Origin of the sequence: Acidovorax sp. 22279 (assembly GCF_052045435.1) — a bacterium.
In the GTDB taxonomy this organism is placed as follows: Bacteria; Pseudomonadota; Gammaproteobacteria; order Burkholderiales; family Burkholderiaceae_C; genus Acidovorax; species Acidovorax delafieldii.
In genome coordinates, this window is the sequence record NZ_JBQEOV010000004.1 from 143,428 (window position 1) to 167,539 (window position 24,112).

The 24,112-nt window shown below is 66.3% G+C and carries 26 protein-coding genes; 12 read left to right on the plus strand and 14 right to left on the minus strand.

Features of this window, described 5'->3' with window-relative positions; all coding sequences use genetic code 11:
- Positions 1–35 precede the first annotated feature (35 nt).
- Positions 36–878, plus strand: a complete 843-nt coding sequence (locus ACTJKQ_RS06945; protein WP_440596415.1) for a PhzF family phenazine biosynthesis protein — start codon at positions 36–38, stop codon at positions 876–878.
- Between the two features lie 117 nt (positions 879–995).
- Here the strand turns inward: ACTJKQ_RS06945 and ACTJKQ_RS06950 are convergent, their stop codons facing one another.
- Positions 996–1,877: a LysR substrate-binding domain-containing protein gene (locus ACTJKQ_RS06950; protein ID WP_440596526.1), complete on the minus strand. Its 882-nt coding sequence runs from the start codon at positions 1,875–1,877 to the stop codon at positions 996–998.
- Between the two features lie 66 nt (positions 1,878–1,943).
- On the opposite strand from ACTJKQ_RS06950, the gene ACTJKQ_RS06955 reads away from it, so the two are divergent.
- Positions 1,944–3,089 (plus strand): MFS transporter, encoded by a 1,146-nt coding sequence (locus ACTJKQ_RS06955; protein ID WP_440596416.1) that lies wholly within the window; start codon positions 1,944–1,946, stop codon positions 3,087–3,089.
- 55 nt (positions 3,090–3,144) lie between these two features.
- A complete protein-coding gene (locus ACTJKQ_RS06960; RefSeq protein WP_288852457.1) occupies positions 3,145–3,423 on the plus strand; it encodes a hypothetical protein in 279 nt (92 codons plus the stop codon).
- Between the two features lie 602 nt (positions 3,424–4,025).
- Here the strand turns inward: ACTJKQ_RS06960 and ACTJKQ_RS06965 are convergent.
- Positions 4,026–4,952 carry a DMT family transporter gene (locus ACTJKQ_RS06965; RefSeq protein ID WP_440596417.1) on the minus strand — a complete coding sequence of 309 codons (927 nt, stop codon included), beginning with the start codon at positions 4,950–4,952 and terminating at the stop codon, positions 4,026–4,028.
- 173 nt (positions 4,953–5,125) lie between these two features.
- On the opposite strand from ACTJKQ_RS06965, the gene minC reads away from it, so the two are divergent.
- The 4 genes from minC (at position 5,126) to yccS (ending at position 9,393) form a co-directional block, all read left to right on the plus strand.
- On the plus strand, positions 5,126–5,890 hold the full coding sequence (gene minC / locus ACTJKQ_RS06970; RefSeq protein WP_056057065.1) for a septum site-determining protein MinC: 765 nt from the start codon (positions 5,126–5,128) through the stop codon (positions 5,888–5,890).
- 47 nt (positions 5,891–5,937) lie between these two features.
- Entirely contained in the window at positions 5,938–6,753 is an 816-nt protein-coding gene (minD, locus tag ACTJKQ_RS06975; protein WP_056057067.1) for a septum site-determining protein MinD, read from the plus strand.
- Between the two features lie 2 nt (positions 6,754–6,755).
- A complete protein-coding gene (gene minE / locus ACTJKQ_RS06980; RefSeq protein ID WP_015011987.1) occupies positions 6,756–7,022 on the plus strand; it encodes a cell division topological specificity factor MinE in 267 nt (88 codons plus the stop codon).
- A 172-nt stretch (positions 7,023–7,194) separates the two neighbouring features.
- Positions 7,195–9,393 carry a YccS family putative transporter gene (gene yccS / locus ACTJKQ_RS06985; RefSeq protein ID WP_440596418.1) on the plus strand — a complete coding sequence of 733 codons (2,199 nt, stop codon included), beginning with the start codon at positions 7,195–7,197 and terminating at the stop codon, positions 9,391–9,393.
- A gap of 40 nt (positions 9,394–9,433) precedes the next feature.
- Here the strand turns inward: yccS and ACTJKQ_RS06990 are convergent, their stop codons facing one another.
- Both ACTJKQ_RS06990 and ACTJKQ_RS06995 read right to left on the minus strand, forming a co-directional pair.
- Entirely contained in the window at positions 9,434–10,024 is a 591-nt protein-coding gene (locus ACTJKQ_RS06990) for an MOSC domain-containing protein (RefSeq protein WP_440596419.1), read from the minus strand.
- Positions 10,021–10,542 carry a flavin reductase family protein gene (locus tag ACTJKQ_RS06995; RefSeq protein ID WP_015011990.1) on the minus strand — a complete coding sequence of 174 codons (522 nt, stop codon included), beginning with the start codon at positions 10,540–10,542 and terminating at the stop codon, positions 10,021–10,023. The genes ACTJKQ_RS06990 and ACTJKQ_RS06995 overlap by 4 nt, the downstream gene beginning before the upstream one ends.
- Before the next feature lie 104 nt (positions 10,543–10,646).
- Between ACTJKQ_RS06995 and ACTJKQ_RS07000 the strand changes: the two genes are divergently transcribed.
- Positions 10,647–11,438 (plus strand): alpha/beta fold hydrolase, encoded by a 792-nt coding sequence (locus ACTJKQ_RS07000; protein ID WP_440596420.1) that lies wholly within the window; start codon positions 10,647–10,649, stop codon positions 11,436–11,438.
- A gap of 61 nt (positions 11,439–11,499) precedes the next feature.
- Positions 11,500–12,258 (plus strand): YdcF family protein, encoded by a 759-nt coding sequence (locus tag ACTJKQ_RS07005; protein ID WP_056742352.1) that lies wholly within the window; start codon positions 11,500–11,502, stop codon positions 12,256–12,258.
- A gap of 45 nt (positions 12,259–12,303) precedes the next feature.
- On the opposite strand, the gene ACTJKQ_RS07010 is transcribed toward ACTJKQ_RS07005, so the two are convergent.
- On the minus strand, positions 12,304–12,879 hold the full coding sequence (locus ACTJKQ_RS07010; protein WP_440596421.1) for a flavodoxin family protein: 576 nt from the start codon (positions 12,877–12,879) through the stop codon (positions 12,304–12,306).
- 48 nt (positions 12,880–12,927) lie between these two features.
- Complete coding sequence (locus tag ACTJKQ_RS07015; protein WP_056742348.1) at positions 12,928–14,265, minus strand: D-amino acid dehydrogenase; 1,338 nt, start codon at positions 14,263–14,265, stop codon at positions 12,928–12,930.
- A 176-nt stretch (positions 14,266–14,441) separates the two neighbouring features.
- On the opposite strand from ACTJKQ_RS07015, the gene ACTJKQ_RS07020 reads away from it, so the two are divergent.
- Both ACTJKQ_RS07020 and ACTJKQ_RS07025 read left to right on the plus strand, forming a co-directional pair.
- Positions 14,442–15,353: a LysR family transcriptional regulator ArgP gene (locus tag ACTJKQ_RS07020; protein ID WP_056057711.1), complete on the plus strand. Its 912-nt coding sequence runs from the start codon at positions 14,442–14,444 to the stop codon at positions 15,351–15,353.
- A 116-nt stretch (positions 15,354–15,469) separates the two neighbouring features.
- Positions 15,470–16,093 (plus strand): TetR/AcrR family transcriptional regulator, encoded by a 624-nt coding sequence (locus tag ACTJKQ_RS07025; RefSeq protein WP_082522288.1) that lies wholly within the window; start codon positions 15,470–15,472, stop codon positions 16,091–16,093.
- Between the two features lie 101 nt (positions 16,094–16,194).
- Here ACTJKQ_RS07025 and ACTJKQ_RS07030 read toward each other — a convergent pair whose 3' ends face one another.
- The 5 genes from ACTJKQ_RS07030 to ACTJKQ_RS07050 all read right to left on the minus strand — a co-directional run bounded on the left by ACTJKQ_RS07030 (position 16,195) and on the right by ACTJKQ_RS07050 (position 20,207).
- Positions 16,195–17,133, minus strand: a complete 939-nt coding sequence (locus ACTJKQ_RS07030) for a fasciclin domain-containing protein (RefSeq protein ID WP_146870307.1) — start codon at positions 17,131–17,133, stop codon at positions 16,195–16,197.
- A 55-nt stretch (positions 17,134–17,188) separates the two neighbouring features.
- Positions 17,189–17,644: a fasciclin domain-containing protein gene (locus tag ACTJKQ_RS07035; RefSeq protein WP_056057084.1), complete on the minus strand. Its 456-nt coding sequence runs from the start codon at positions 17,642–17,644 to the stop codon at positions 17,189–17,191.
- A 191-nt stretch (positions 17,645–17,835) separates the two neighbouring features.
- Positions 17,836–18,258 carry a universal stress protein gene (locus ACTJKQ_RS07040; protein WP_015011999.1) on the minus strand — a complete coding sequence of 141 codons (423 nt, stop codon included), beginning with the start codon at positions 18,256–18,258 and terminating at the stop codon, positions 17,836–17,838.
- 113 nt (positions 18,259–18,371) lie between these two features.
- Positions 18,372–19,217, minus strand: coding sequence for a metallophosphoesterase (locus ACTJKQ_RS07045; protein WP_440596422.1), 846 nt, complete (start codon positions 19,215–19,217; stop codon positions 18,372–18,374).
- A gap of 12 nt (positions 19,218–19,229) precedes the next feature.
- Positions 19,230–20,207: a LysR family transcriptional regulator gene (locus ACTJKQ_RS07050; RefSeq protein WP_440596423.1), complete on the minus strand. Its 978-nt coding sequence runs from the start codon at positions 20,205–20,207 to the stop codon at positions 19,230–19,232.
- A 137-nt stretch (positions 20,208–20,344) separates the two neighbouring features.
- Here ACTJKQ_RS07050 and ACTJKQ_RS07055 point away from each other — a divergent pair, with 137 nt between their 5' ends.
- Complete coding sequence (locus ACTJKQ_RS07055) at positions 20,345–20,785, plus strand: hypothetical protein (RefSeq protein ID WP_440596424.1); 441 nt, start codon at positions 20,345–20,347, stop codon at positions 20,783–20,785.
- A gap of 185 nt (positions 20,786–20,970) precedes the next feature.
- Here ACTJKQ_RS07055 and ACTJKQ_RS07060 read toward each other — a convergent pair whose 3' ends face one another.
- The 3 genes from ACTJKQ_RS07060 to ACTJKQ_RS07070 all read right to left on the minus strand — a co-directional run bounded on the left by ACTJKQ_RS07060 (position 20,971) and on the right by ACTJKQ_RS07070 (position 24,094).
- The gene (locus ACTJKQ_RS07060) at positions 20,971–22,842 is read right to left on the minus strand and encodes a phosphoenolpyruvate carboxykinase (GTP) (RefSeq protein ID WP_440596425.1); all 1,872 of its coding nucleotides are present in this window, start codon (positions 22,840–22,842) and stop codon (positions 20,971–20,973) included.
- A 304-nt stretch (positions 22,843–23,146) separates the two neighbouring features.
- A complete protein-coding gene (gene queC / locus ACTJKQ_RS07065) occupies positions 23,147–23,854 on the minus strand; it encodes a 7-cyano-7-deazaguanine synthase QueC (RefSeq protein WP_440596426.1) in 708 nt (235 codons plus the stop codon).
- Positions 23,855–23,947: 93 nt separating this feature from the next.
- Positions 23,948–24,094: a hypothetical protein gene (locus ACTJKQ_RS07070; protein WP_165836532.1), complete on the minus strand. Its 147-nt coding sequence runs from the start codon at positions 24,092–24,094 to the stop codon at positions 23,948–23,950.
- Positions 24,095–24,112 lie beyond the last annotated feature (18 nt).

The following is a 24,112-nucleotide window of genomic DNA, read 5'->3' on the forward strand; positions in this document are numbered from 1 at the left end:
GCTAGCGCGTCCTTTCTTTGTGGATGTTGAACACCATGGCACTCCAAAAAATCGCAGCGTTCTCCGACGGCCCCCAGGGCGGCAACCCCGCCGGTGTATGGATCGGTGACGCGCTGCCCAGCCCCCCAGACATGCAGCGCATCGCTGCTGAAGTCGGTTTTTCTGAAACTGCGTTTGCCGCCCCGCTGGGTGATGGCCGCTGGCGGGTGCGCTACTTTGCGCCCGAGAGCGAGGTGCCCTTCTGTGGCCACGCCACGATTGCCCTGGGCGCCGCGCTCGCGCAGCGCGAGGGCGACGGCGTGTTTGCGCTGTCGCTGAGCCAGGCCGAGATCACGGTCGAAGGCCGCCGCGCGGGCGATCTGGTGCAGGCGGCGCTGCAGTCGCCCCCCACGCGCAGCGGGCCTGTGCCTGCCGCGTTGCTGGCCGACGCGCTGGCCCTGTTTGGCTTCAGCGCGGCCGATCTGGACCCGCGCATTCCGCCCGCGCTCATCCACGGCGGGGCGGACCACCTGGTGCTGGCGCTGCGCAGTCGCGAGGCACTGGCGGCCATGCACTACGCGCTGGACGCTGGTCGCACGCTGATGGTGAACGCCAAGCTGGTCACCATTGTGCTGGTGTGGGTGGAGTCCGACCGGCTGCTGCACACCCGCAATGCCTTTGCGTCGGGCGGCGTGCTGGAAGACCCGGCCACGGGGGCCGCCACGGCCGCGCTGGCGGGTTACCTGCGCGACCTGGGCTGGCCCCACGGCGGCGCCATTGACGTGGTGCAGGGCGAGGACATGGGCATGCGCTCGCGCCTGCGGGCCGAGATCGGGCCGGTGGCTGGCAGCTCCATCCGCGTGTCGGGAACGGCACGGTGGATGGGCGATGGTGAATGATTTTGCTATTGAAAATATAGCTGCTGGCACATGATTCACTAGCGCTACCGCCCGATTTGTGCAGAAATCGGGCAAGCCGAGCACGTGGGGCTCTGTGCGCCCTGCCCGGCCTCCCGCTCAGGCGCTGATCTCTTCCTGGAGCCACTGCACAAAACGCAGCGTCTCCGGTGACGGGTCCGGCGCCATGCCCAGGTAGTGCCGCGTGAGCGGCAGCCGCAAGCTGGGCAGCGGCGATACCAGCCGCCCCGAGGCCAGGTCGTGGGTGATCAACGACACCGGGGCCACCGCAAAACCCAGCCCATCCACGGCGGCCTGCAGCACAAAGTGCAGGTGGTCAAACTGCAGGCAGCTGGCGGGCTGGAGCCTTGGCGCGTTCACCAGCTTCTTCCAGCTTTCCCAGTCCTTGCTGCGCGATTTGGACAGCAGCAGCACATGGGCCGACAGCGCCTCGGGCTGCGCCACCGGGCGCTGGGCGAACAGGGCCGGCGACCCCACCACCAGCGCCTCGTCTTCCAGAAACGGGTGGACCTGCATGCCCGGCGGCCACCCGCGCGGGCCGCGACGCAGGGCCAGGTCGAAGGTCTCGGTGGCATGGTCTGGCGCCAGCGTGCTGGTGATGACCTGGGGCTCAATGTCCGGATGCTGGGCCACAAAACCCGGCAGTCGAGGGATCAGCCACCGCACCGCAAAGCTGGGCCGCACATTGATCTTCACGCTGCGCAGCCCGGCATCGCCCCGCAGCGACTGGGCGGCAGCGCCGATCTGCGCGAGCGCCGGCCCGACCTGTGCGTGGAACTGGTGGCCCGCCGCGGTGAGGAGCACCTGCCGGGTCTTGCGCTCGAACAGGTCCACGCCCAGGTGGGCCTCCAGCGCCTTGATCTGGCGGCTGATGGCGCTGTGGGTGACGTGCAGCTCCAGCGCGGCGTGGGTAAAGCTCTGGTGCCGCGCCGCCGCCACAAAGGCGCGGACGGCGTTCAGCGGGGGCAGGCGGGGTGGCATGCGTGCAATTTTGTCACGCATGGCGCGCAGCAATATCGTTTGTCGCGCCCGGCACTGCCGCGCACCATGCGGGCCATGCCACAGCCTTCAGACAACACCTTGGCCTCAGACCACCACTCGCGCCGCGCCGCCTTGGCGCTGGGCCTGTCACTCCCCGGGGACACGGTGCTCTACCTGCTGTTGCCGATGTTTGCCCCGGCGTTTGGCGTCACCCTGTTTGAAGCGGGCATTCTGCTGGCCGCAAATCGCCTCGTGCGCATTGCGGGCTACGGGGCGGTGGCGCGGTCCTATGCCCGCCATGGCGAGCGCCTCACCTGCTCGCTGGCCGTGCTGGCCGCCGCCGCGTGTGCGCTGGGGTACGCCACCCTCAGTGGCTTCATCGCCTTGTTGGGCCTGCGGCTGCTGTGGGGCCTGGCGTTTGCGGCGCTGAACCTCGCCACGCAGGCGCTGGCCACGGCCGAGCCTCTGGGCGCAGCGCGCCGCGCCGGGCAGTCGCGCGCCTTTGCAGCGCTGGGGCCCATGCTGGCCCTGCCTGCGGGGGGTGTCTGCGCGCTGTGGTGGGAGCCCCGGGCGATCTTCTGGGTGTTTGCCGCCGTCGCGTTGTGCGCCTTGCTGGCCACGCGGCATTTGCCCGCCCAGCCGCATGCTCTGCCGCCACCGCCCAAGCGCTGGGACAGGTTGCCGGGTCGCCTGGACCGCTTTTCGTTCGTTGAGGGGTTGGTGCTGGACGGCCTGTTCATCATCGGCCTGTCGTACCTCGGCCGCGATGTGCTGCCGGGCCATCCGGTAGTCGTGGCGGGGCTGTTGCTGTCGGTGCGCTACCTCGCCGAGATCGTGCTGAGTGCGGTGGGTGGCGGCCTGGCCGAGCGCTATGGCGCCGAAGTGCTGCTCGTGGGTTTTTCGGTGCTCACGTCGCTGGCCCTGGTGGGTTTTGGCCTGGGGTGGCTGTGGACCAGCGCTCTGGCCATCGTGATTTTGCGAGCCCTGTTGCTGCCGCTGTTGCCGCAGCTGGTCGCGCGCCGCACACCGGGGCCGGGGCGCATCCAGGCGCTGGCGACGCGGTCGGTCTGGCGGGACCTGGGCGCCGGTGCGGGCCCGGTGCTGGCGGGGGTGCTCCTGCCCATTGCGCCGTCCGCCTGGGTGTATGGCGTCGCAGCCTTGCTGCTGTCGGCCACGGCCATCGCCTGCTGGGCGCCGCGCAGCGACGGATGAGGCGCCGATCGGCCATCGCCCCCTTTTTACAACCTTCTGTTTTGGAGAAGTCCCCGTGAACATCCACACCACATTGATCCGCTGTGCCGGTGGCACGGTCGACCTGCCCGCGCGGCCCATGAACCACCGCAGCGATGGCGGGCATGTGCTGGTCCACCCGCCGCGCCCCGTCTGGGAACGCAGCGAGCTGACGCCCGAAGAGCTGGCGCATTGGTCATGCCTGGTGGCCGCCACGGGCCGGGCCATGCTCGACACCTTGCCGCAGCTCGCCGGAGGCTGCCTGAACTACTGGGAGGCGGGCAACAACGCGCTGAACCCGCTGGCCCATCCCTAGAGCCTGTTCAATGTCTTTTTGGAGAGCGCATTGGAGTGCACTCGGGATGAGTGGATGCTTCGGGTGCGCCGCATGGGCTCGTGCCCATGCAAGCAGTCGGGGCGTCCAATCGCCCGATTTCACTCCAACCCTTCGGGCAAGTGCCTTGCCGGGCGGTCTGCGGCGTTGCGGCGCTTGCCGATAGCACGGGCTATCGGCAGCGCACCGCGCCTAGCATTCCATCCCGGCAAGGTACTTGTGCGACTTCAAAAAGACTTTGAACAGGCTCTGAGGCCCAAAACCCCCGCACTGCATCGCAAGATGCACCTGCATGTATTTGGGCGAAGCCCCCGGGCCACCCACCCGGACTGGCTGTGGGGCGAACCGCCCCGGTTTCCGAATTTTGCGCAGTCTGAGGCTTGGACCCAGCAGTTCACACGGCTGGAGGACGATGAAGGCGCCGCGCTGGGTGCGCGCATTCAGGTGTTGCTGGATACGCGGTATGCACTGAGTCGGGTTGGCTGACGATACCTGCCAGCACACGAATTGCTATTAAAATTGAAGCTGTAAGCGCTTGCTGGTCAGGCGCTAGGCGGTGTTTTTATGAATCTCTTTTGTTACGGTTACTGCGCGACCACAGGCCGCCGGTTCACCAGCACGATGCCCGCCGCCACCAGCACCAGTGCCGCCACCAGCCCGGGCGTCACGGGCTCACCCAGCCACAGCGCGCCAAATAGCAGCGCAAACACCGGCGTGAGGAAAACGAACACCGAGATCTTGGTCGCCGGGTAGTGCGCGAGCATCCACATCCAGGCCAGGTAGCTCACAAACGCACCCACCAGCGCCTGCACCAGCAGCGATCCCCAGGCAAAGCCGCTGAACTGCCAGACCCAGGCCTCGCCCAGGCCCAGCGACAGCACTGGCAGCACGGCCGTGCTCACCGCCACTTGATAGAAAAGCTGCTTGGCGGGGGCCACACGCGCCAGCGGCGTGGTGCGGATGACCACCGTGGTCAGCGCCCACATCAGGCCCGCGGCCAGTCCCAGAAGATCTCCCAGCCAGCCTTTGGGCCGCGCCGTGCTGGCATGGCCCAGCAGCCCGTCGCCAAGTGCCAGCCCCACGCCCACAAATGCCGCCGCCAGGCCCAGCCACTGCCAGCCCTGCAGGCGCTCACCGGGGATGAAACGCGGCAGCAGCAGTGCCACCCAGAAGGGCGACGCATACAAGAACACCGTGAGCCGCGAGGCGGTGGTGTACTGCAGCCCCAGATAGATGCACGCAAACTCGCCGGCAAACAACGCCCCCGCCAGCAGTCCGGCACGCGTGGCCCCGGCGGGCTCGCCCGCGCCGGAAAGGCCTACACCACGCCACAGGCACCAGGCCGCCACCGCGACCGTGGCCAGCGCAAAGCGCACAAAGGCCTGGAACACGGGCGCCACCTCAGCCACTGTGGCCTTGACTAGCACCTGCTGGAAGCCCCAGAACATGCAGCAGGCGAGCAGCAGGGAGATAGCCAGGGCGTCGATGTGTGTTTTGAGGGTGGAAGGCATCGGCGCATTATCAAAGGGCGCGCTGGGTCTGCCGGTCTCCTGGGTGCATCCGTTAGCCTTCTTGCAGTCCGCTGTGAATGCCGAAAAAGCGCATACGGACGCTTACACAGGCCCACGGTACACTTTGCGCCTTCTGAAACAGGTTACCGCGCTCCTTTTTCCTATCCCCCCTCATGGCACTTACGACGGCGGCGCAGTCCCGCTCCAGCTTTGACCTCAAGAGCGCCTCGCTGCCAGTGGTGGCGGTGTTGCTCAAGACCACCGACGCCGCCCAGTTCGTAGCCGATCTGGCCGAGCGCGTGGCCGACGCCCCGGGATTTTTTGACAACGACCCCGTATTGATCGACCTGGCGCCCGTGCGTGAGGCCGAAGCACCCATCGACTTTGCTGCCATCGCAGCCGCGCTGCGCCAGCACAACACCCTGCCCGTGGCCGTGCGCGGCGGCAGCACTGCCCAGATGGAGGCCGCGCGCGCCGCGGGGCTGGCCGCCGCACCCGACGCGCCTCCCGCGCGTGCAGAGGCGCCAGCGCCGGTGCAGGAGGTGGTGCGTGAAGTGATCCGCGAGGTTGAGGTGGAAGTGGTACGCGAAGTGCCCATGCCCGGCCCCGGCACCGTGGTGGTGGACAAGCCCTTGCGTTCTGGCCAGCAGGTCTATGCGCGCGGCGCCGATCTGGTGGTGATGGCCGTGGTGAGCTTTGGCGCCGAGGTGATTGCAGACGGCAACATCCACGTTTATGCCCCGCTGCGTGGCCGCGCAATTGCCGGTGCGCGGGGCAACACTGAAGCCCGCATCTTTTCGACCTGCCTGGAGCCGCAACTGGTCTCCATCGCAGGCATCTACCGCACCACCGAGACCGAGCTGCCTGCCGATGTGCGCGGCAAGCCGGCCCAGGTGCGGCTGGAAGGCGAGAAGCTCCTCATCGAGCCGCTGGCCTAAGCCCTTCATTCCCCATTCGTACCAACCCCACAGAGAATCAGCAACACATGGCCAAAATCGTCGTCGTGACCTCCGGCAAAGGTGGCGTGGGCAAGACCACCACCAGCGCCAGCTTTGCCACCGGCCTCGCCCTGCGCGGCCACAAGACCGCCGTGATCGACTTTGACGTCGGCCTGCGCAACCTGGACCTCATCATGGGCTGCGAACGCCGCGTGGTGTACGACCTCATCAACGTCATCCATGGCGAGGCCAACCTGAACCAGGCGCTCATCAAGGACAAGCAGTGCGACAACCTGTTTGTGCTGGCCGCCAGCCAGACACGCGACAAGGATGCGCTCACGCAAGATGGCGTCGAGAAGGTCCTCAAGGACCTGGCCGCGATGGACTTTGAATACATCGTCTGCGACTCGCCTGCCGGCATCGAAAGCGGCGCCCTGATGGCCATGCACTTCGCCGACGAGGCGCTGCTGGTGACGAACCCCGAAGTGTCTTCGGTGCGCGACTCCGACCGTATCCTGGGCATGCTGGGCAGCAAGACCAAGCGTGCGATTGACGGCGGCGAGCCTATCAAGGAACACCTGCTCATCACGCGCTACAACCCCAGCCGCGTGCAGGACGGCCAGATGCTGAGCCTGGAAGACATCCAGGACATCCTGCGCATCAAACTGATCGGCGTGATTCCCGAGTCGGAAGTGGTGTTGCAGTCGTCCAACCAGGGCACGCCCGCCATCCATGCGCAGGGCAGCGATGTGAGCGAGGCATACAAGGACGTGATCGACCGCTTCCTGGGGCAGGACAAGCCGCTGCGTTTCATTGACGCCGAAAAGCCCGGCTTCTTCAAACGCCTGTTCGGGAGCAAATAGCCATGGCTTCTTTTCTGTCCTTCCTGCTCGGCGAGAAGAAAAAAACCGCCAGCGTTGCCAAGGAGCGGCTGCAGATCATCCTGGCGCACGAGCGCAACGGCCGCAATGCGTCCGAGCCCGACTACCTGCCCGCGCTGCAGCGCGAGCTGGTGGCGGTGATCTCCAAGTACGTCAAGATCAACCCCGACGACCTCAAGGTGCACCTGGAACGCCAGGACAACCTGGAAGTGCTGGAAGTCAAGATCGAGCTGCCCGATACCGTGCGATAGGCAGCCACCGCCACCGGGCCACGCACTCCCATCGTGCCCCGGTATCGCGCCCCAGACCCTGCCCCGCAACCCTGCGCGGCAGGGTTTCTTTTTGGGCCGGCGTGGCCTGATTTGGCCTGACAATTGCTAGATGTACTAGGGTAATCCCTAATCTCACGGCAACAAGGCTCCTGTGGACACAACCTGGAAACTCAGCTGGCAGCGTGCACGCAACCACGAAGGCGTCACGCGCGGCGCGCGTGCCTTGGTGGCCTTGGCCGCCGTGCTGGCCTATGGCTGGTGGGCCGACTGGCAGGCCGAGTTGATGCCGGTGCTGCTGGGCGTGATCGCCAGCGCGCTCACCGAAACCGACGACAGCTGGCGCGGGCGCCTGCGTGCGCAGTGCCTGGCGCTGGCGTGTTTTGGCCTCATGGCGGGGGCAGTCTGGGCGGCGGTGTCGTGGCCCTGGGTGCTGATGGGGGTGATGGCGCTTCTGGCCTTCGGCATCACCATGCTGGGGGCGCTGAGCGAGCGCTACCGCGCCATTGCCTTTGGTTCGCTCATCCTGTTCATCTATGCGGGGCTGGCCGCCCACAGCAGCCGTGCGGGTGCGGGTGACGCCATCCCCCGCATGCTGGCGGGTGCGGCCTGGTATGGCGTGGTGTCGGTGCTGTGGCATGCCGTGCTGCCGCGTGCACCGGTGCGTTACCGCCTGGCCAAGCTGTACGCCATGCTGGGCGAATACCTGCGCCTGAAGGCGCTGTTGCTGGAACCGGTGCGCGATGTGGACCTGGAACGCCGCCGCATGGCGCTGGCGCTGCACAATGGCCGCGTGGTGGATGCCCTCAACGCCACCAAGGAAAGCCTGATCAGCCGGATGGGCCGGGGTACGCCCCCGCGGTGGTTACAAACGGCCATGCACCAGTACCTGGCGGCCCAGGACGTGCACGAGCGCGTGAGTTCGTCCCACGAGCATTACGACCTGCTCGCCCAGTCGTTTTTTCACAGCGACGTGCTGTACCGCTGCCAGCGGGTGCTCACGCTGCTGGGTGAGCAGGCGCTCAAGCTGTCGGTGGCGATCGAGGCGCAGACGGTGCCCCAGCACTGGGGCGTGACGGCGCGCGCCATCGAGGACATGCAGGCTGCCGTGGCGCACCTGGCGTCCCAGCCGCAGTCCGTTGGTGCAGCGTCCCTGCCTGCCCAGTCCCGTGCGTTGCGGTCGTTGCAGGCGCTGGCTGACAACCTGACCGCACTGGCCGGGGTGTTTGCCGGTGCGCTGGCGCTGCCCGCCCACACCGCGGAAGCGGCGGTGGACTACGCCCTGTTTGACCGCGAGCCCCGCAGCCTGCGCGATGCCTGGGCGCGCCTGCGCTTGCACTGGCAGCTGCAGTCCCCCTGGCTGCGCCACAGCCTGCGGCTGAGCCTGTCCCTCATGGTGGGCTTTGCCCTCATGCAGGCCACGGCCGATCCGCACGGGTACTGGATCTTGCTGACCATCGTGTTCGTGAGCCAGCCGCAGTACGCGGCCACGCAGACGCGGCTGATGGAGCGCGCCAAGGGCACTGCCATGGGGCTTGCGCTGGGGTGGGCGGTGATCCAGCTGTTTCCGGGCGAGCTGGTGCAGGCCGCCTTGCTGGTGCTGGGGGGCGCTGTGTTTTTTGGGGCGCGGCACACCCGCTATACCTTGGCTACGGCGGCTGTCACCACCTTGTTGCTGCTCAGCTTTCACCAGATGGGCGCGGCCAGCGGCGTGATCTCCGCGCGCCTGCTCGACACCGTGGTCGGCTGCGTGATCGCCGCCGTCGCCTCATGGCTGGTGCTGCCGTCGTGGCAGTCGCGCCACTGGCCCCGGTTGGCCGCCCAGGTGCTGCAGACCCAGGCGTTGTACCTGCGGGAGATCCTGGCGCAGTACCAGGGTGGCAAGTGCGACCACCTGGCCTACCGCCTGGCCCGGCGCAATGCCCACAATGCGGATGCCGCACTGTCCAACTCGTACAGCGCCATGCTCAAGGAGCCCTTGCATGTACGTGGCAACGCCGAGGTGGTGGGGCATTTCCTGTGCCTGTCGCACACCCAGCTCAACTACCTGTCGGCCCTGGGTGCCCAGCGCGGTGGTGCGGCGGCCCAGCCCATGGACGAGGCCACGCGTGAACTGGCGCAAAGCCTGCTGGCGTCCCTGCAGCAACTGGCGCTGGAGCTGGAGCGCGCGCAGCAGTCAGGCCGGGTGCGCAAGTCCCACAGCGCCCCGGCAGTGGCCCAGGTGCTGCGCGAGTGGGGCACGGTACCGGCAGCGCCCAGTGCGCACAGCCTCATGGCGGCGCAGCTGCAGCTGGTGGGCAAGGTGTTCCCACAGCTGCAGGCGCAGGCGCGCCAGCTGGTGACCACGGAATAACCTGGGTGGAGTGCGGCGCGCGAATGCTGCCGCAGCCGGGTCAGCGTGCGTGTTTGGCGAACTTGCCCGCAAATGCCTGGGCAATGCTCAGCCCGCGTTGCCCCGCGACCAGCGTGGCGGCCTGCCCGGCGGCGATGGTGCCAGGCCGGTCCACCGCCAGGTAGTAGCCGCAGCAGCCCGCCAGCGCCATGGCGCGGCCGGCCTGGGCAAAACCTATCACGGCATTGAACTTGAAGCAGGGCTCGCGGGGGGCCGTCACGCGCAGCACGCAGTCCGGGAAATGCCACTCGTCGCCCACAAACACCTCATGCTCCAGCGGTCCGTCAATGGTGAGGTTCTCGCCCATGAAGCCTGGTGGCAGCGCCTCGTCGAACAGGCTCACGCCCCGTTCGCGGCGTTGGGCCTGCCAGAACGCATAGTGCGCAGCGGGGTAGGCATACACCGCCTTGGCCAGACCGCCGTGCACGCTCAGGTCGGCCTGCTCGTCACCCGCCAGCCCCAGCGGGCCCAGGGCCACGGGGCCAGTGACGGAGGTTTTGCCGATGGCGGTAAGCACCGACCGCTCGCCCACCTTCAGCCGCCGGGCGGAGCCGACGTTCACGTGGCGTACGACGATGACGGGCGCCGTCACAGCGGGTGCTCGGTGTAGAACTTGCCGCCGTGGTACAGCAGGGGCGACGCGCCCTCGCGGTGCTCGCAGCGCTCCACCTCGCCCACGAAGATGGTGTGGTCACCCTCCTTGTACTGGCTGCGGTTGAAGCACTCGAACGTGGCGGCGGCACCGGCCAGCAGCGGCGCGCCGCTGATACCGGGGCGGTGCTCCAGGCCGGCCCAGCGGTCGATGCCGCGGGTGGCGAACCGTTCGGCCAGGTCTTTCTGGTCCGCTGCCAGCACATGGATGGCGTAGTGTGAGCCGTTGGCAAACGCCGGCATGGTGCTGGCGCCATGCGACAGGCTCCACAGCACCAGCGGGGGCTCCAGCGACACCGAATTGAACGAGCTGGCCGTGAGCCCCACCAGTTCGCCCGCGGCATTGCGGGCGGTCACGATGGTCACACCCGTGGCGAACATGCCCAGCGCATTGCGGAATTCGCGGGTCGAAAAGCTCGGTGGCAGGGCGAGGGCGGGGCGGGGGAGCGATGGGTTCACAAAAGCGGCGCCAGCGGTGGCGGCGTGGGGGCAAGCAACAGGACCTATTATCAGGCGCCACCCTCCGCTGCGCTGTTGCGGGGTTTACTTCTGCTTTTCACCGCATGGCTGCACTGCTCCCTACCTTCACCACCCTCGGCTCCGGCCCCACCGTGCTCATGCTGCACGACGCGGACGGCGACCACCTTACCTTTGCGCCCCAGGTGGAGACCCTGGCCACCGCTGGCTACCGGGCCGTGGCCTGGGACATGCCAGGTTATGGCCGCAGCGCGCCCGTGGAGCCCTACACCTTCAAGGCGCTGGCACAAAGCTGCCTGGCGCTGATCGATGCGCTGCGTTGTGGCCCTGTCACGCTGGTCGGCCACGGCATGGGCGCCATGGTGGCGCTGGAGGCTGCGGTGCGCGATGCGTCCAAGGTGCGCCGCATGGTGCTGTGCGCGGGCGGTCCGGCGCTGGATGCCCAGGCCGTGCAGGACTGGGTGGCACCGCGCGAGCAGGCCCTCAAGGCCCTGGATGTGGGTGGCAGCATGGAACAACTGGCACAGACCCTGGTGCCGCAGTGCATCGGCACCGGCGCCTTGCCTGAAGGTGTGCGGCTGGCGGGCCATGCACTGGGCCAGGTGTTCCCGGGCGCTTACCGCCGCGCCCTGGAGGCCCTGCCCACGTTTGACCGCGGTGCCGCCGCGCTGGCGCACCTGGCCATGCCGGTGCTGCTGGTGGGCGGTGATCAGGATCGTTGCACTCCGCCGGCAGCCCTCCAGGCGCTGGCCCAGGTGTTGCCCGATGCGCAGACGGTGCTGCTGCCGCATGTGGGGCATTGGCCCCAGCTGGAAGACCCCGAGGGGTTTGACGCTGCGCTGCTCGATTTTCTGGCCCACCGGCGCACGCTGCACTGACCCATTTGATCTTGGCTCGTCCGGCCGCCGCGCCCGGGCATGAACGCTGCCTTCTTTCTCCATGTTGTTTGCCCTCAAGAAAATTCTGTCTGCGCTGCTGTTGCCGCCGGTGTCCAGCATCGTGCTGGCGCTGTTTGGCCTGTGGCTGGCGCGGTACCACCGTCGCACTGGCAACACGCTGGTGGTGCTGTCGCTGTTGTCGGTGCTGGTGTTGTCCTGGCCGCCGGTGTCGGACGCGCTGGTAAGCAGCCTCGAGCGCTACCCCGCCGTCACGCCGCGCCAGTTGCCCGAGGCGAAGGTGCAGGCCATCGTGGTGCTGGGCGGCGGCGCCGACACCGTGGCGCCCGAATACGGGGTGGACGTGCTCAGCCGGGGCGCACGCGAGCGGGTTCGCTATGCCGCCTACCTGCAGCAGCAGACCGGCCTGCCCATTCTGGCCACAGGGGGCTCGACAGGCGGCACACGGGCCGAGGCCCTGGTGATGAAAGATGTGGTGGAGCGGGAGTTCAAGGGCCGCGTGCGCTGGACCGAAGTGGAGTCCCTCGACACCCGCAACAACGCCGAAAAATCGGCTGTCCTGCTCAAGGCCTCGGGCATCGAGCGCATTGCGCTCGTCACCCACGGCTGGCACATGGTTCGGGCGGCGAAGGACTTTGAACACGCCGGGCTGCAGGTGCTGCCTGCGCCCATGGGCTTCAAAGGGGGGCAGTCACGCAAGCTCTATCGCGTGCTACCCCGCGCCTCGGCCCTGTCCGACAGCAGCCTGGCGCTGCACGAGTGGCTGGGCATAGTGGCCCAGCGTGCTTCGCTGGACCGCTGAGAGCTCGTTGACGATCCCCTGCGAGATCGTCCACAGGCTCTCAGATCAGCCTGCAGCGGGTATGACCAGGAAGCGGCTGGCCGCCTCCACCGCCTGCGCGTCGGCCTGCACGGCGCCCGGGGGGCCGCCCTTGCCCCACAGGGCGCCGCCCCAGGTCATGGACAGGAACTGCGCGCACAGCGCCACCGAATCGATCATGGGCTGGGCCTTGGTGCGGTCGCCGCTGGTGGTGATGAGCGACAGCGTCTTGCGGCCCATGGCGTCCTTGAAGTCCAGGCCGGGCACGCGCATCCAGGCGCTCCAGTGGTCGAGGTAGGTTTTGAGCGGCGAGGGGATGCTGTACCAATACACCGGCGCCACCCAAACGATGTGGCTGGCGGCCAGCGTGGCGTCCAGCAGGGTTTTCATGTCGCCCTCAGGCGGTGCGTAGGTGCCGGTGGTGTGGCGCTGGTCCACAAAGGGCGGCAACTGCATGCGCGCGAGGTGGTGCCAGGTTTGCTCCGTGCCCGCAGGCAGGGCGGCGGCGGCCTGCCGCGCCAACCATTCGGTGTTGCCGAGGTGGCCGGGTTCGCGGGTGGAGGTGGTGAGGAAGAGGTAATGGGGTGCAGACATGGCCGGCATCGTAGCGGCACCGGCCCGTGTCTGCAGGCGCAGGGTGGGCGCCGTCCCTCAGGCCGGGACCACAGCGCGGGGCGCGCGCACGGCTTCGGCACCCAGAAAACCAAAGTTCATCGCAGGCTGTTCGCCACTGATCAGCTCGGCCAGGGCCTTGCCCGAGCCCGCACCGTGCGTCCAGCCCAGCGTGCCGTGGCCCGCGTTGACCCAGAGCTTGCCCACGCGGGTGCGACCGATGAACGGGATGTTGGTGGGCGTGGCGGGGCGCAGGCCGGTCCAGTACTGCGGGTTGCCGCCTTCCTCGGGCGTGCGCGTGTCGCACACGCCGGGCAGGATGGCCTCGATGCGGCGCGAGAGCATGTGGCAGCGCGCGCGGGCCAGGGAGCTGTCGAGTGTCAGGTCCCAGCCGTTGAGCTCGATGGTGCCCGCCACGCGCAGGTGGTTGCCCAGCCGGCTCATGGCGATCTTCTTGCCGTCGTCGATGGTGGAGACCATGGGAGCGCCCTCGGGCTTGAGCAGCGGGAAGGTCGCGCTGTAGCCCTTGCCAGGGTAGATCGGCAGGTCCACGCCCACGCTGCGCAGCAGCGGTGCGCTGTACGAGCCGCAGGCCACCACGATGGCGTCCGCCTTCAATATGAAGTCTTTTTTGCCGCTTGCGCTAGTGGAATTTGGCATGACTGCTACTGAATCAATAGCATTGCCAATCTTGTTCAGCCGCAGCACATCGTGGCCGTACAGGAACTGCACGCCGCGCGCTGCGCAGCGGCGGGCCAGTTCCTGGGTGAAGACCCGTGCATCGCCGCTTTCGTCAGTGCTGGTGTAGGTGCCGCCGGTGATCTTGTCGCCATAGGCCTTGAAGGCCGGTTCGATCTGCAGCAGCTCATCGCGGCTCACCAGGCGGCGCTGTACGCCGTGCTTGCGCATCAGTTCGACCGCATGGCCTGCGGCGTCGAACGATTTCTGGTCGGTGTAGAAGTGGGCAATGCCGCGTTCGAGCCGGTTGTATTCGATGCCCGTGGTTTTCACCAAGTCCTTCAGCGCCGCATGGCTGTAGGCGCCCAGCGCCACGATCTGCTGCACATTGCGCTCGAACGCTGCGTCGTTGCACTGCGCCAGGAACTGCAGGCCCCAGCGCCATTGCTGCCAGTCCATCTGCGGGCGAAACAGCAGCGGCGCTTCCTTGTCGAACATCCACTTGAGCGCCTTGAGCGGCGCCTCGCGGTTGGCCCAGGGCTCGCAGTAGCTCACCGAGATCTGTGCCGCATTGGCAAAGCTGGTTTCGAGTGCTGCATCGGGCTGGCGGTCGATCACGATGACTTCGTGACCGCGTTCCAGCAGGTGCCACGCCGTGCTGATGCCAATGATGCCGGCGCCGAGAACAATGGTTTTCATATGCGGAATGCCTTGTGAGCCTTTGCGTGCCACACGCCCCAGTGCGGGACACGATGGGGCGCAGTGTGCGCGACATTGCATTCAACTAAAAGCAAAATTAAACTTACTCCAAAAACATCAGCGCACCTAATGAATAGCGCTGCGGAGACAACCCTCTTTTGTTCGAGCCCGAGACCATGAGCACCTACGATCCCGCCGCCCTGGAATGCCTTGCCGCCATCGTTGAAGAGGGCGGCTTCGAGCGCGCCGCGCAGCGCCTGAACGTCACGCAGTCGGCCGTCTCGCAGCGCCTGCGCGCGCTGGAGGCGCAGGTGGGCTCGGTGCTCATCGTGCGCAGCCGCCCGCTGCGGCCCACGTCGGCTGGGCAGCTGCTGCTCAAGCACACCAAGCAGATGCGCCTGTTGCGCGCCGACCTGGAGCGCGACCTGCAGGAGCTGGCGCCCAGCGCGCCGGGGGGCTCGCGCGAAGACGAGCGCATCTCGATCGCCATCAACGCCGACAGCATCGCCACCTGGGCCATGGGTGCGCTGCACGATCTGGTGCGCCAGCGCCTGCCGCTCGAAATCATCGTGGACGACCAGGATTTCACGCAGGAATGGCTGCGCTCGGGCCAGGTGCTGGGCTGTGTGACCACGCTCAAGCAGGCGCTGCGTGGTTGCAAGATGGTGCCGCTCGGGGCCATGCCTTATGTGGCGGTGGCGTCGGCCAGTTACGCGCAGCAGTACCTGCCGCAGGGGCTGACGCCCCACAACTTCCGCGACGTGTCGTTTCTGTCGTTCAACCGCAAGGACGACATGGCGGCCGAGTTTGTGGCCCGTGCGTTCGGGCTCAAGCGCGTGGCGCTCAACCACCTGTTTGTGCCGGGCTCTGAGGCGCAGATGCGTGCGGTGGCCGCTGGCTGGGCCGTGGGGGTGATGCCCGAGCTGATGGCGCGGCAGGCGCTGGCCGACGGCAGCATGGTGGACTTGGCCCCAGGCCGGTCGCTGCCGATCCAGCTGTACTGGCATTGCTGGAACCTGGAGTCCGAGCTGCTGGATGCATTGTCGGCAGCGCTGACGGGCGCCGCGGCCCAGGCGCTGGTGTCCTGACACGGCCTTGCTGTTCGCCACATGCGGGGCGCAAGGCACGGTTTGTGCTGTCAAAAACGTGAACGACGTAGTTGCATTGCAACTTAGTCATTTATTTTTTTACTGCAATGTATAAAATGGACGCCATGCAAACGCCGCAACCCAAAGTTTCTTTCAAGGAGCAGATGCATCAGGCCCGCGAGGATGCCATCCTCCAGTCCGCCTGCCGCCTGCTGGGCGAAAAAGCCTTCGACGCCATGACCATGGACGACGTGGCCAACGCCGTCGGTATCGCCAAGGCCAGCCTGTACAAGCATTTCTGCAGCAAGGAAGAGCTGTGCAGCGCCGCCATGGTGCAGATCCTGGGGCGCGTACAGGCTTATCTGGCAGGGTTGCCGGCCGACATGCCGCCGCTGGAAAAGCTGCATGCGCTGGTGCGCTGGTCGCTGGAGCGGCTGCTGACCAACGAGATGCCCCTGCTGCCCAGCCGCAACTCCACGCTGCGTGCGGTGCTCATGGCCAACAAGGACTACCTGAACGGACTGGTGGCCGTGAGCGACCAGATCGGCGAATGGATCACCCAGGCCCAGGCCCAGGGGGTGATCAGCCCCACGCTGCCACCGCTGGTCGTGCTGTACACCCTGTATGCGCGTGCGTGCGACCCGGTGGTGAGCTTCCTCAAGGAAGGCGGGCAGTACTCGGACGCCGAAATCGTGGACCTGGTGGTGCGCACCTGTTTTGACGGCCTGGCGGCGCGTTGAGCCGGGCGGCTTCATAGGCCACACAGCAAAAAGCCCGGCACGCCGGGCTTTTTGCTGTGTGGGTGCTGCGCCGGTGGAGCCGCGCAGCACCTGGGGCCCTGTCACTTCGGCAGGATCACCTTGTCCACCACGTGGATCACGCCGTTGCTGGTGAATACGTCGGTCGCCACAATATTGCTGGTGCGCATGTTCTGGTCGGTGATCACCAAGCTGGAATTGATGCTGAAGGTCTGGCCCTGCACGGTGGTGATGGCGGTGTTCACAGGCACTTCGGCCTTGAGCACGCGCGCGGGCACCACGTGGTAGGTCAGCACCTGGGTCAGCAGGGTCTTGTTGGCCAGCAACGCGTCCTTGGTCACGCCCAGCTCGGTCAGCAGCGCCGCAAACGCGGCGTTGGTGGGGGCAAACACGGTGAAAGGGCCCGCGCCTTGCAGTGTGCTCACCAGGCCCGCGGCCACTACGGCCTCGACGAGGATGCTGAAGTCCGGCAGGGCCGAGGCCGTGGCCACGATGTCCTTGTCGGCGGGCAGCAGCACCTTGTCCACCAGATGCACCACGCCGTTGCTGGCCTGGATGTCGGTGCTGGTGATGGTGCTCACGCGGTTGCGGCCATCGGTGATCTTCAGGCCGTTGTTCGACTCGACCTTGAAGAAGCCGCCCGACACCGGCGTGATCGCCTTGCCCAGAGGCACATCAGCCCGCATCACCTTGCTGCCCAGCACGTGGTAGGTCAGCACGGCGGTCAGCAGGGGCTTGTTGGCCAGCAGCGCTTCCTTGGTCACGCCCAGTTCGGTCAGCAACGCCGCAAACGCCGCGTTGGTGGGCGCGAACACGGTGAGCGTGCCTGTGCTCAGCGTGGGCGCCAGGCCAGCTGCGACCACGGCTTCGACCAGGATGCTCAGCTCGGGGGTGTTTTGCGCCAGCTCGACGATGTTGCGCTGGGGTTCGTCGTCGCTGCCCCCGCAGGCCTGCAACAGGGTGGTGCTGGCGCCCAGGGCGGCGGCCATCAGGACGGTGCGGCGATTGAATACGGTGTTCATGGCGGCTTCTCCTCGTGAATGGATGGTGGGTGAAAAGAGCGGTGGTGCCTGTGGCTTACTTGGGCATCAGCACCGTGTCGATCGCATGGATCACGCCGTTGCTGGCGGCCACGTCGGCGGCGATGACCTTGGACTGGTCCACCATCACGCCCATGTTGGTGGTGACGGTGAGTTCCTGGCCTTGCACGGTCTTGACCTTGCCCGCCTTCACATCCTTGGCCATGACCTTGCCGGGCACCACGTGGTAGGTCAGCACCTTGGTCAGTGCGGCCTTGTCAGCCAGCAGGCCGTCCAGCGTGGCCTTGGGGATCTTGGCGAACGCTTCGTCGGTGGGGGCAAACACTGTGAACGGGCCGGGGCCCTTGAGGGTGTCCACCAGACCGGCGGCCTGCACGGCGGCCACCAGGGTCTTGAAGTTGCCCGCCTTCACGGCGGTATCGACGATGTCTTGCGCCATGGCGCTGAAGGTGGCGCCAGCGGTCAAAGCGAGTGCAATCAGGGTCTTCTTCATGGGTCGTTCCTCTCGGTTTCGATGGAAATGACACGCCAAGATGGGCGTGGCGCGAATGTATAACCATTTGGTACGAAAGTAAACTGATTGGTTATTCAATAACCCCTTGGTCGTAACGAGATGAAAAAAAGCCCTGCAAGGCAGGGCTTTGGGGTGGGCGTTGCGCCGTTGTGCGCTGTGGACCTGTGCGTTCAGCGAACGATCAGCAGCGGCACCTTGCTGTGGGCCAGCACCTGGGTGGTCACCGAGCCCATCACCAGCGTGGCGATGGCGCCATGGCCGTGCGAGCCCATGACCAGCAGGTCGAACTTGCCGGTGTCTGCCACCTTGGCAATGGTCTCGCCCACCGCGCCGACCTTGACGCTGCGCTTGGCATCCACCCCGTGGCGGCCCAGGAACTTGCACACCGGGGCGAGGATTTTTTCGGCTTCTTCCGCGTGGTAGTTGTCGACCACTTCCTTGCCCAGCGCGGCGCGTGCGCGGGGAGGCAGCGGGGCCTGCACCGTCAGCACGGTGTAGGTGTGGGTGCCGCCCAGCAGTTCTTCGTGGGTGGCCAGGTAGGCCAGCATTTTCTTGGTGTAGGCGCTGCCATCGACAGCAAGCAGGATGTTCATGGTGTTCTCCGAAAAAGGATGAAGCAGACTACTCTGCGCGGGTGCCTGTTGTCTTGACCTGGGTCATGTTGTTCTGTTCGGCGCGTGGCGGATTCGTACGAACCGCGCACCGATCATACGGTGACCATGCAGCGCGGCTGAAACGCTATCTGCTCGCCCTTGCGCGCATAACCCAGCGGGTTGGCCACCACCCGGCACTGCCAGGCGGAGCCATCGCTGTGCGTGCCCTGGGCGGTGTAGTCGCTGGGCGCATGCAGGTGGCCGTGCAGCCACAGCGGGGTGTACATCAGCAGGTCGTCCAGCGCGTTGCAAAACCCCGCCGTGCCAGGCACCAGGCCGTAGCGGGGGTCGGCGCTGCGCAGGCTGGGCGCAAAGTGGGTGACAACCACGGTGGCACCGTCAAATGGCTGCTGCAGCGCATCGCGCAGCCACTGCTGGCAGACCAGCGCCTGATCGCGCATGGGTTCGGCCAGAAACGGCTCCGCGTGGCGCGTGCCACCGGTCTTGCGCAGGTAGAAGTTGGCCGCGCGAAAAGCCTTGTCGCGCAGCTTGAGCCGGCGCGTGAGGTCGGTGGTGCCTTCATGGTCGGCCAGCGCGTCGAAATCGCTCCAGAGCGTCGTGCCGACAAAGCGCACGCCTTGCAGCACCAGGGTTTCACGTTCGAGCCACGCAATGCCCAGGCGGTCGCAGGTCCGGCGCAGCCGCAGGTGCGCGCCATCGAAGTCCTGGGCGTCGTACTCATGGTTGCCGGGCACAAACAGCACGGGGGTCGGCCAGCCTGCATATTGGGACAACGGCGAAAACCGGGCCAGGCCGAAGTCGTCGTCGTCCAGTTGAGAGCCCTGCTGGTAGGAGCCCACGTCCCCCGCCAGCACCAGCACATCGGCGCCAGGGGCGGGCTCGGGCACAAAGTGGGGGTGTGCCTCCAGATGGAGGTCGGACAAAAGCTGGATATTCATCAGCCGTGCAGTCTAAGGCGTGCCGTGCAGGCCCTGCTCCGGAAAGGTGCGCCGGGCTGACCGTGCAAGTGCCTGCAGCAGCCAGGTCATCGCAGCCTGCTGGGGGCCGCGCCGGCGCCACAGGGCATCCACGTGCACGGCGGGCACGTCCAGCGGCAAAGCCCGTTGCACCAAGGCGTCGGCGATGCCGGTTACTGGCACAAAGTGGCGCGGCAGCACGGTCAGCAGGTCCGAGCCCGACACCACCCGACCGGCCGTGAAGAATTGGTTGACCGTGATCACCACCTTGCGCTCGCGGCCCAGCGACGCCAGGGCTTCGTCGATGAAACCAAAGGGCCGGCCCGAAAAACTCACCAGCATGTGCCGCGCTGCACAGTAGGTGTCCAGTGTCAGGGGCGCGTCGGCCAGAGGGTGGCCCTGGCGCATCACGCACACGTATTCGCCGTCGTACAGCCGGCGGCTTTCAAAGGCGACCACGCCGCCGGACTGTGCCCGCGCCGTGAGGTCGGCCAGTGCCGCTGGAAAGTAACCCACAGCCATGTCGGCCGCCTCTTCTTCGAGCAGACGCCGGGGGTCGCGCGTGGTCAGTGGCAGCACGCGGATGGAGATGCCGGGGGCTTCGCGTTCGATGATCTCCACCAGGGCCGGCACCAGCGTCGCCGCCGTGGCATCGGCCATGGCCAGCACAAAGGTGGACTCCGCCGTTGCCGGGTCAAACTGCCCCGGCGCCAGGGACTCCTGCAAATGGGCCAGCGCCTCGCGCACGGGCGGCCACAGGGCCAGTGCACGTGGCGTGGGCTCCACCCCCTGGCCGCTGCGCACCACCAGTTCATCGCCCACCACATCGCGCAGGCGCCGCATGGCATTGCTGACGGCCGGCTGGGTGATAGAGAGCTTGTGCGCAGCCCGGGTGAGGCTGCGCTCGGCCATCACTTCGTCAAAGACGCGCAGCAGGTTCAGGTCCAGGGAGCGGAAGTTCAAGGGAGTCATGGTCACCCGAGAGCATATTCATCACTGATATGAATATCAATGATTCAAAATATAAACTTGAACATGCAAAGGGTAAACCCTAGTATCACCGTATCGCCCGGCAATCTCGCCACAAGCGTTAGAAAAGGGAAACCGAAATGACCGCCTTTGCACACGTTGAGTACCCCACCGAACACCCCGGCGTTGTCCGCGCCGAAAACGCCGCTGCCGCTCTGAAGAGCGCTGCCGCCCATTTTGACGGCGCGCGTGGCGCAGCCTCCCTGCTGTTGGCCGCCGTGGTCTCCGCGCTGCTGGTGGTGGCCAACCAAGTCATCGACACCTGGACCGAAGGCCACCTGCTGGCTGCCTGGATGGTGCTGTGGCTAGTGGCCTTTGCGGCCCTGGCGCTCCTGACCAGCCCCGCGCGCCGCGCCGGTGTTGTGCTACGCGGCACTGCGCTGGCATGGGCTGAAAGCCGCCGCCGCGCTGCTGAAGATCAGCGCACCTGGCAAGTTGCCCTGAAGGACCCACGGATCATGGCTGAACTGAACCATGCCATGGGCATTCCCACGGTGAACAGCATCCGCAAGTACTACTGAAGCTTTTGCGCGGCGCACGCTGCGCAGAGACTCCGATTCAAAGCCGTGGCCAACGCCACGGCTTTTTTTATGCCCCGTTGCGCGCCGTGCAGTGTGCTTTTGCAGTGTCCGCACGCGAAAAAAAGCCGCCCCGCAAGAGCGGGACGGCTTTGAATGGTCAGCTTCCTTGACTCAATGTCGTAGCGTCAGGCTGCCAAACGCTTTTGCAGTTGCGCCTTGGTATCGAGCAACGCCTTTGGCAGGTGGTAAGCCAGCTGTTCGAAGTGCGCATCGTGCAGCTTGAACTCTTCGGCCCAGGCCGCCTTGTCGATGCTGGTCACGGCGTCAAACTTCTGGGCGCTGAAGTCCAGGCCCGTCCAGTTGATCTCTGCGTACTGCGGGGCCACGCCGAACATGGTTTCCTGGCCTTGGGCCTGGCCTTCGATGCGGTCAATCATCCACTTGAGCACGCGCATGTTGTCGCCATAACCGGGCCAGACGAACTTGCCGGCCTCGTCCTTGCGGAACCAGTTCACGCAGAACACCTTGGGCAGCGCCTTGCCGGTGGCGGCAATCTTGCCTTCCATGTTGAGCCAGTGCTGGAAGTAGTCGCTCATGTTGTAGCCGCAGAACGGCAGCATGGCAAACGGGTCGCGGCGCACCACGCCCTGGGCGCCAAACGCAGCGGCAGTGGTCTCGGAGCCCATGGTGGCAGCCATGTACACACCTTCGGTCCAGCTACGGGCTTCGGTCACCAGGGGCACCGTGGTCGAGCGACGGCCGCCGAAGATGAAGGCATCGATGGCCACGCCATTGGCGTCATCCCACTGGGCGTCCAGTGCGGGGTTGTTGGTGGCAGCCACCGTGAAGCGCGAGTTGGGGTGGGCGGCCTTGGCGCCAGTTTCCTTGGCGATCTGGGGCGTCCAGTCCTTGCCTTGCCAGTCGATCAGGTGGTCGGGCAGCTTGCCCGTGTCCTTTTCCATGCCTTCCCACCACACGTCGCCGTCGTCCGTCAGGGCCACGTTGGTGAAGATCACGTCCTTGTCCAGGCTGCGCATGCAGTTGGGGTTGGTGTGCATGTTGGTGCCGGGAGCCACGCCGAAGTAGCCAGCCTCGGGGTTGATGGCGTACATCTTGCCATCGGCATGGGGCTTGATCCAGGCGATGTCATCACCGATGGTGGTGACCTTCCAGCCGGCAAAGCCCGCCTCGGGAGGCACCAGCATCGAGAAGTTGGTCTTGCCGCAGGCGCTGGGGAAGGCCGCTGCCACGTGGTACTTCTTGCCGGCGGGGTTGGTCACACCCAGGATGAGCATGTGCTCGGCCAGCCAGCCCTGGTCGCGGCCCATGGTGGAAGCGATGCGCAGGGCCAGGCACTTCTTGCCCAGCAGCGCGTTGCCGCCGTAGCCCGAGCCATAGGACCAGATCTCGCGCGTTTCAGGGTAGTGCACGATGTACTTGACCTTGGGGTTGCAAGGCCAGCTGGTGGTGTCCTTCTCGCCTTCGGCCAGGGGCGCGCCCACGGTGTGCATGCAAGGCACGAACTCGCCTTCCACACCCAGCACGTCGTACACGGCCTTGCCCATGCGGGTCATCAGGCGCTGGTTCACGGCCACGTAGGCGCTGTCGGTCAGCTCCACGCCGATGTGGGCGATGTGGCTGCCCAGTGGGCCCATGCTGAACGGCACCACGTACATGGTGCGGCCCTTCATGCAGCCGTCAAACAGTGGCTGCAGCGTGGCGCGCATTTCAGCGGGAGCCATCCAGTTGTTGGTGGGGCCGGCGTCTTCCTTGGCGGCCGAGCAGATGTAGGTGCGGTCTTCTACACGGGCCACGTCCGATGGGTCAGACCAGGCCAGGAAGCTGCCGGGGCGCTTGGCGGGGTTCAGCTTCTTGAAGGTGCCAGCATCGACCAGCTGCTGGCACAGGCGGTCGTACTCTTCCTGGGAGCCGTCGCACCAGTAAATGGTGTCGGGTTTGCACAGGGCGGCCATGTCGGCCACCCAGGCGAGCAGCCGGGCGTTTTTGACGTAAGCGGGGGCGTTGAGATTCAGGCCCTGCATCGTGGGTGCGTTCATCGGGGAGCTTCCTAAGTTGAAAAAACGTTTTTTCAAAGGAAGCGGACCGGGCGGGTCACGGCGAGGCCTGGCGCAGTTGCGGTGCTGAGCGCTGCCTTTGAAAAAACGGCTTTCGTGCTCAGTCGGCGGGCGGGAGCGTGTGTCAGCCCCACGGGTGGAGGCTAGTTCCACGGATTCCGCGGGTCGGCTGGGATGTCAATTTTATGAATCTGCCGCCGGTTTGTCTGTCAGACAGGGGTCAAAACCATGCAAAAATAACATAGGTTTATGCATGGTTCTTGCCCCATATCCCTGGGCTCTGGGGCTAGGCGGTCGTGGCACCGTTCCAGCGTTCATAGCCGGTCTTGCGCAGCGCGCATGCCGGGCAGGTGCCACAGCCGTAGCCCCAGGCATGCAGCGTGTCGCGCACGCCGTGATAGCAGGTGTGCGAGTCGTTCACGATCAGATCGACCAGTGCCTGCCCGCCCAGCGACCGGGCCAGCTCCCAGGTCTCGGCCTTGTCCAGCCACATCAGCGGGGTATCGAAGGTGAAACGCTGTCCCATGCCCAGCGACACCGCGACCTGCAGCGCCTTGAGCGTGTCGTCACGGCAGTCGGGGTAGCCCGAAAAGTCGGTCTCGCACATGCCGCCCACCAGGGTGTGCAGGCCACGCCGGTAGCCCACGGCGGCCGCCAGCTGGAAGAACAGCAGGTTGCGCCCGGGCACAAAAGTGTTGGGCAGGCCGGCGGCGGTCATCTGGATCTCGGTGTCGCTCGTCAGCGCCGTGTCGCTGATGTGGCCCAGGACCGCCAGGTCCAGCATGTGGTCATCGCCCAGCCGGGCGTTCCACTGTGGAAACTGCGCGCGCAGCGATGACAGCACCGTCTGCCGCGCCTGCAGTTCGATATGGTGGCGTTGGCCATAGTCAAAGCCGATGGTTTCGACATGGACAAAGTTCTCCAGGGCCCAGGCCAGGCAGGTGGTGGAGTCTTGGCCTCCGGAAAAGAGGACGAGTGCGTGTCCGGGTCTCATGGGGGTTCTCCAGGTCAAACGAGGATGGGAGTGGGGGCTGGACGAAAAAAAAGCCCCGCACTGCGGGGCTGTGGTGGAGGCCTGCCGGAGCGGTCAGGCCATCATCACGGCGATGAACGCCAGCAGGAACATCATGATGCCGCCCACCACCGGCAGCACCACGGGGACCACGTGAACGACGTTTTCCACAGGGTCGTTCGATGGTGTTGCGGGGGCGTGCGAGGTGTTGTGGTCAGACATGGGGGGCTCCAGATGCTT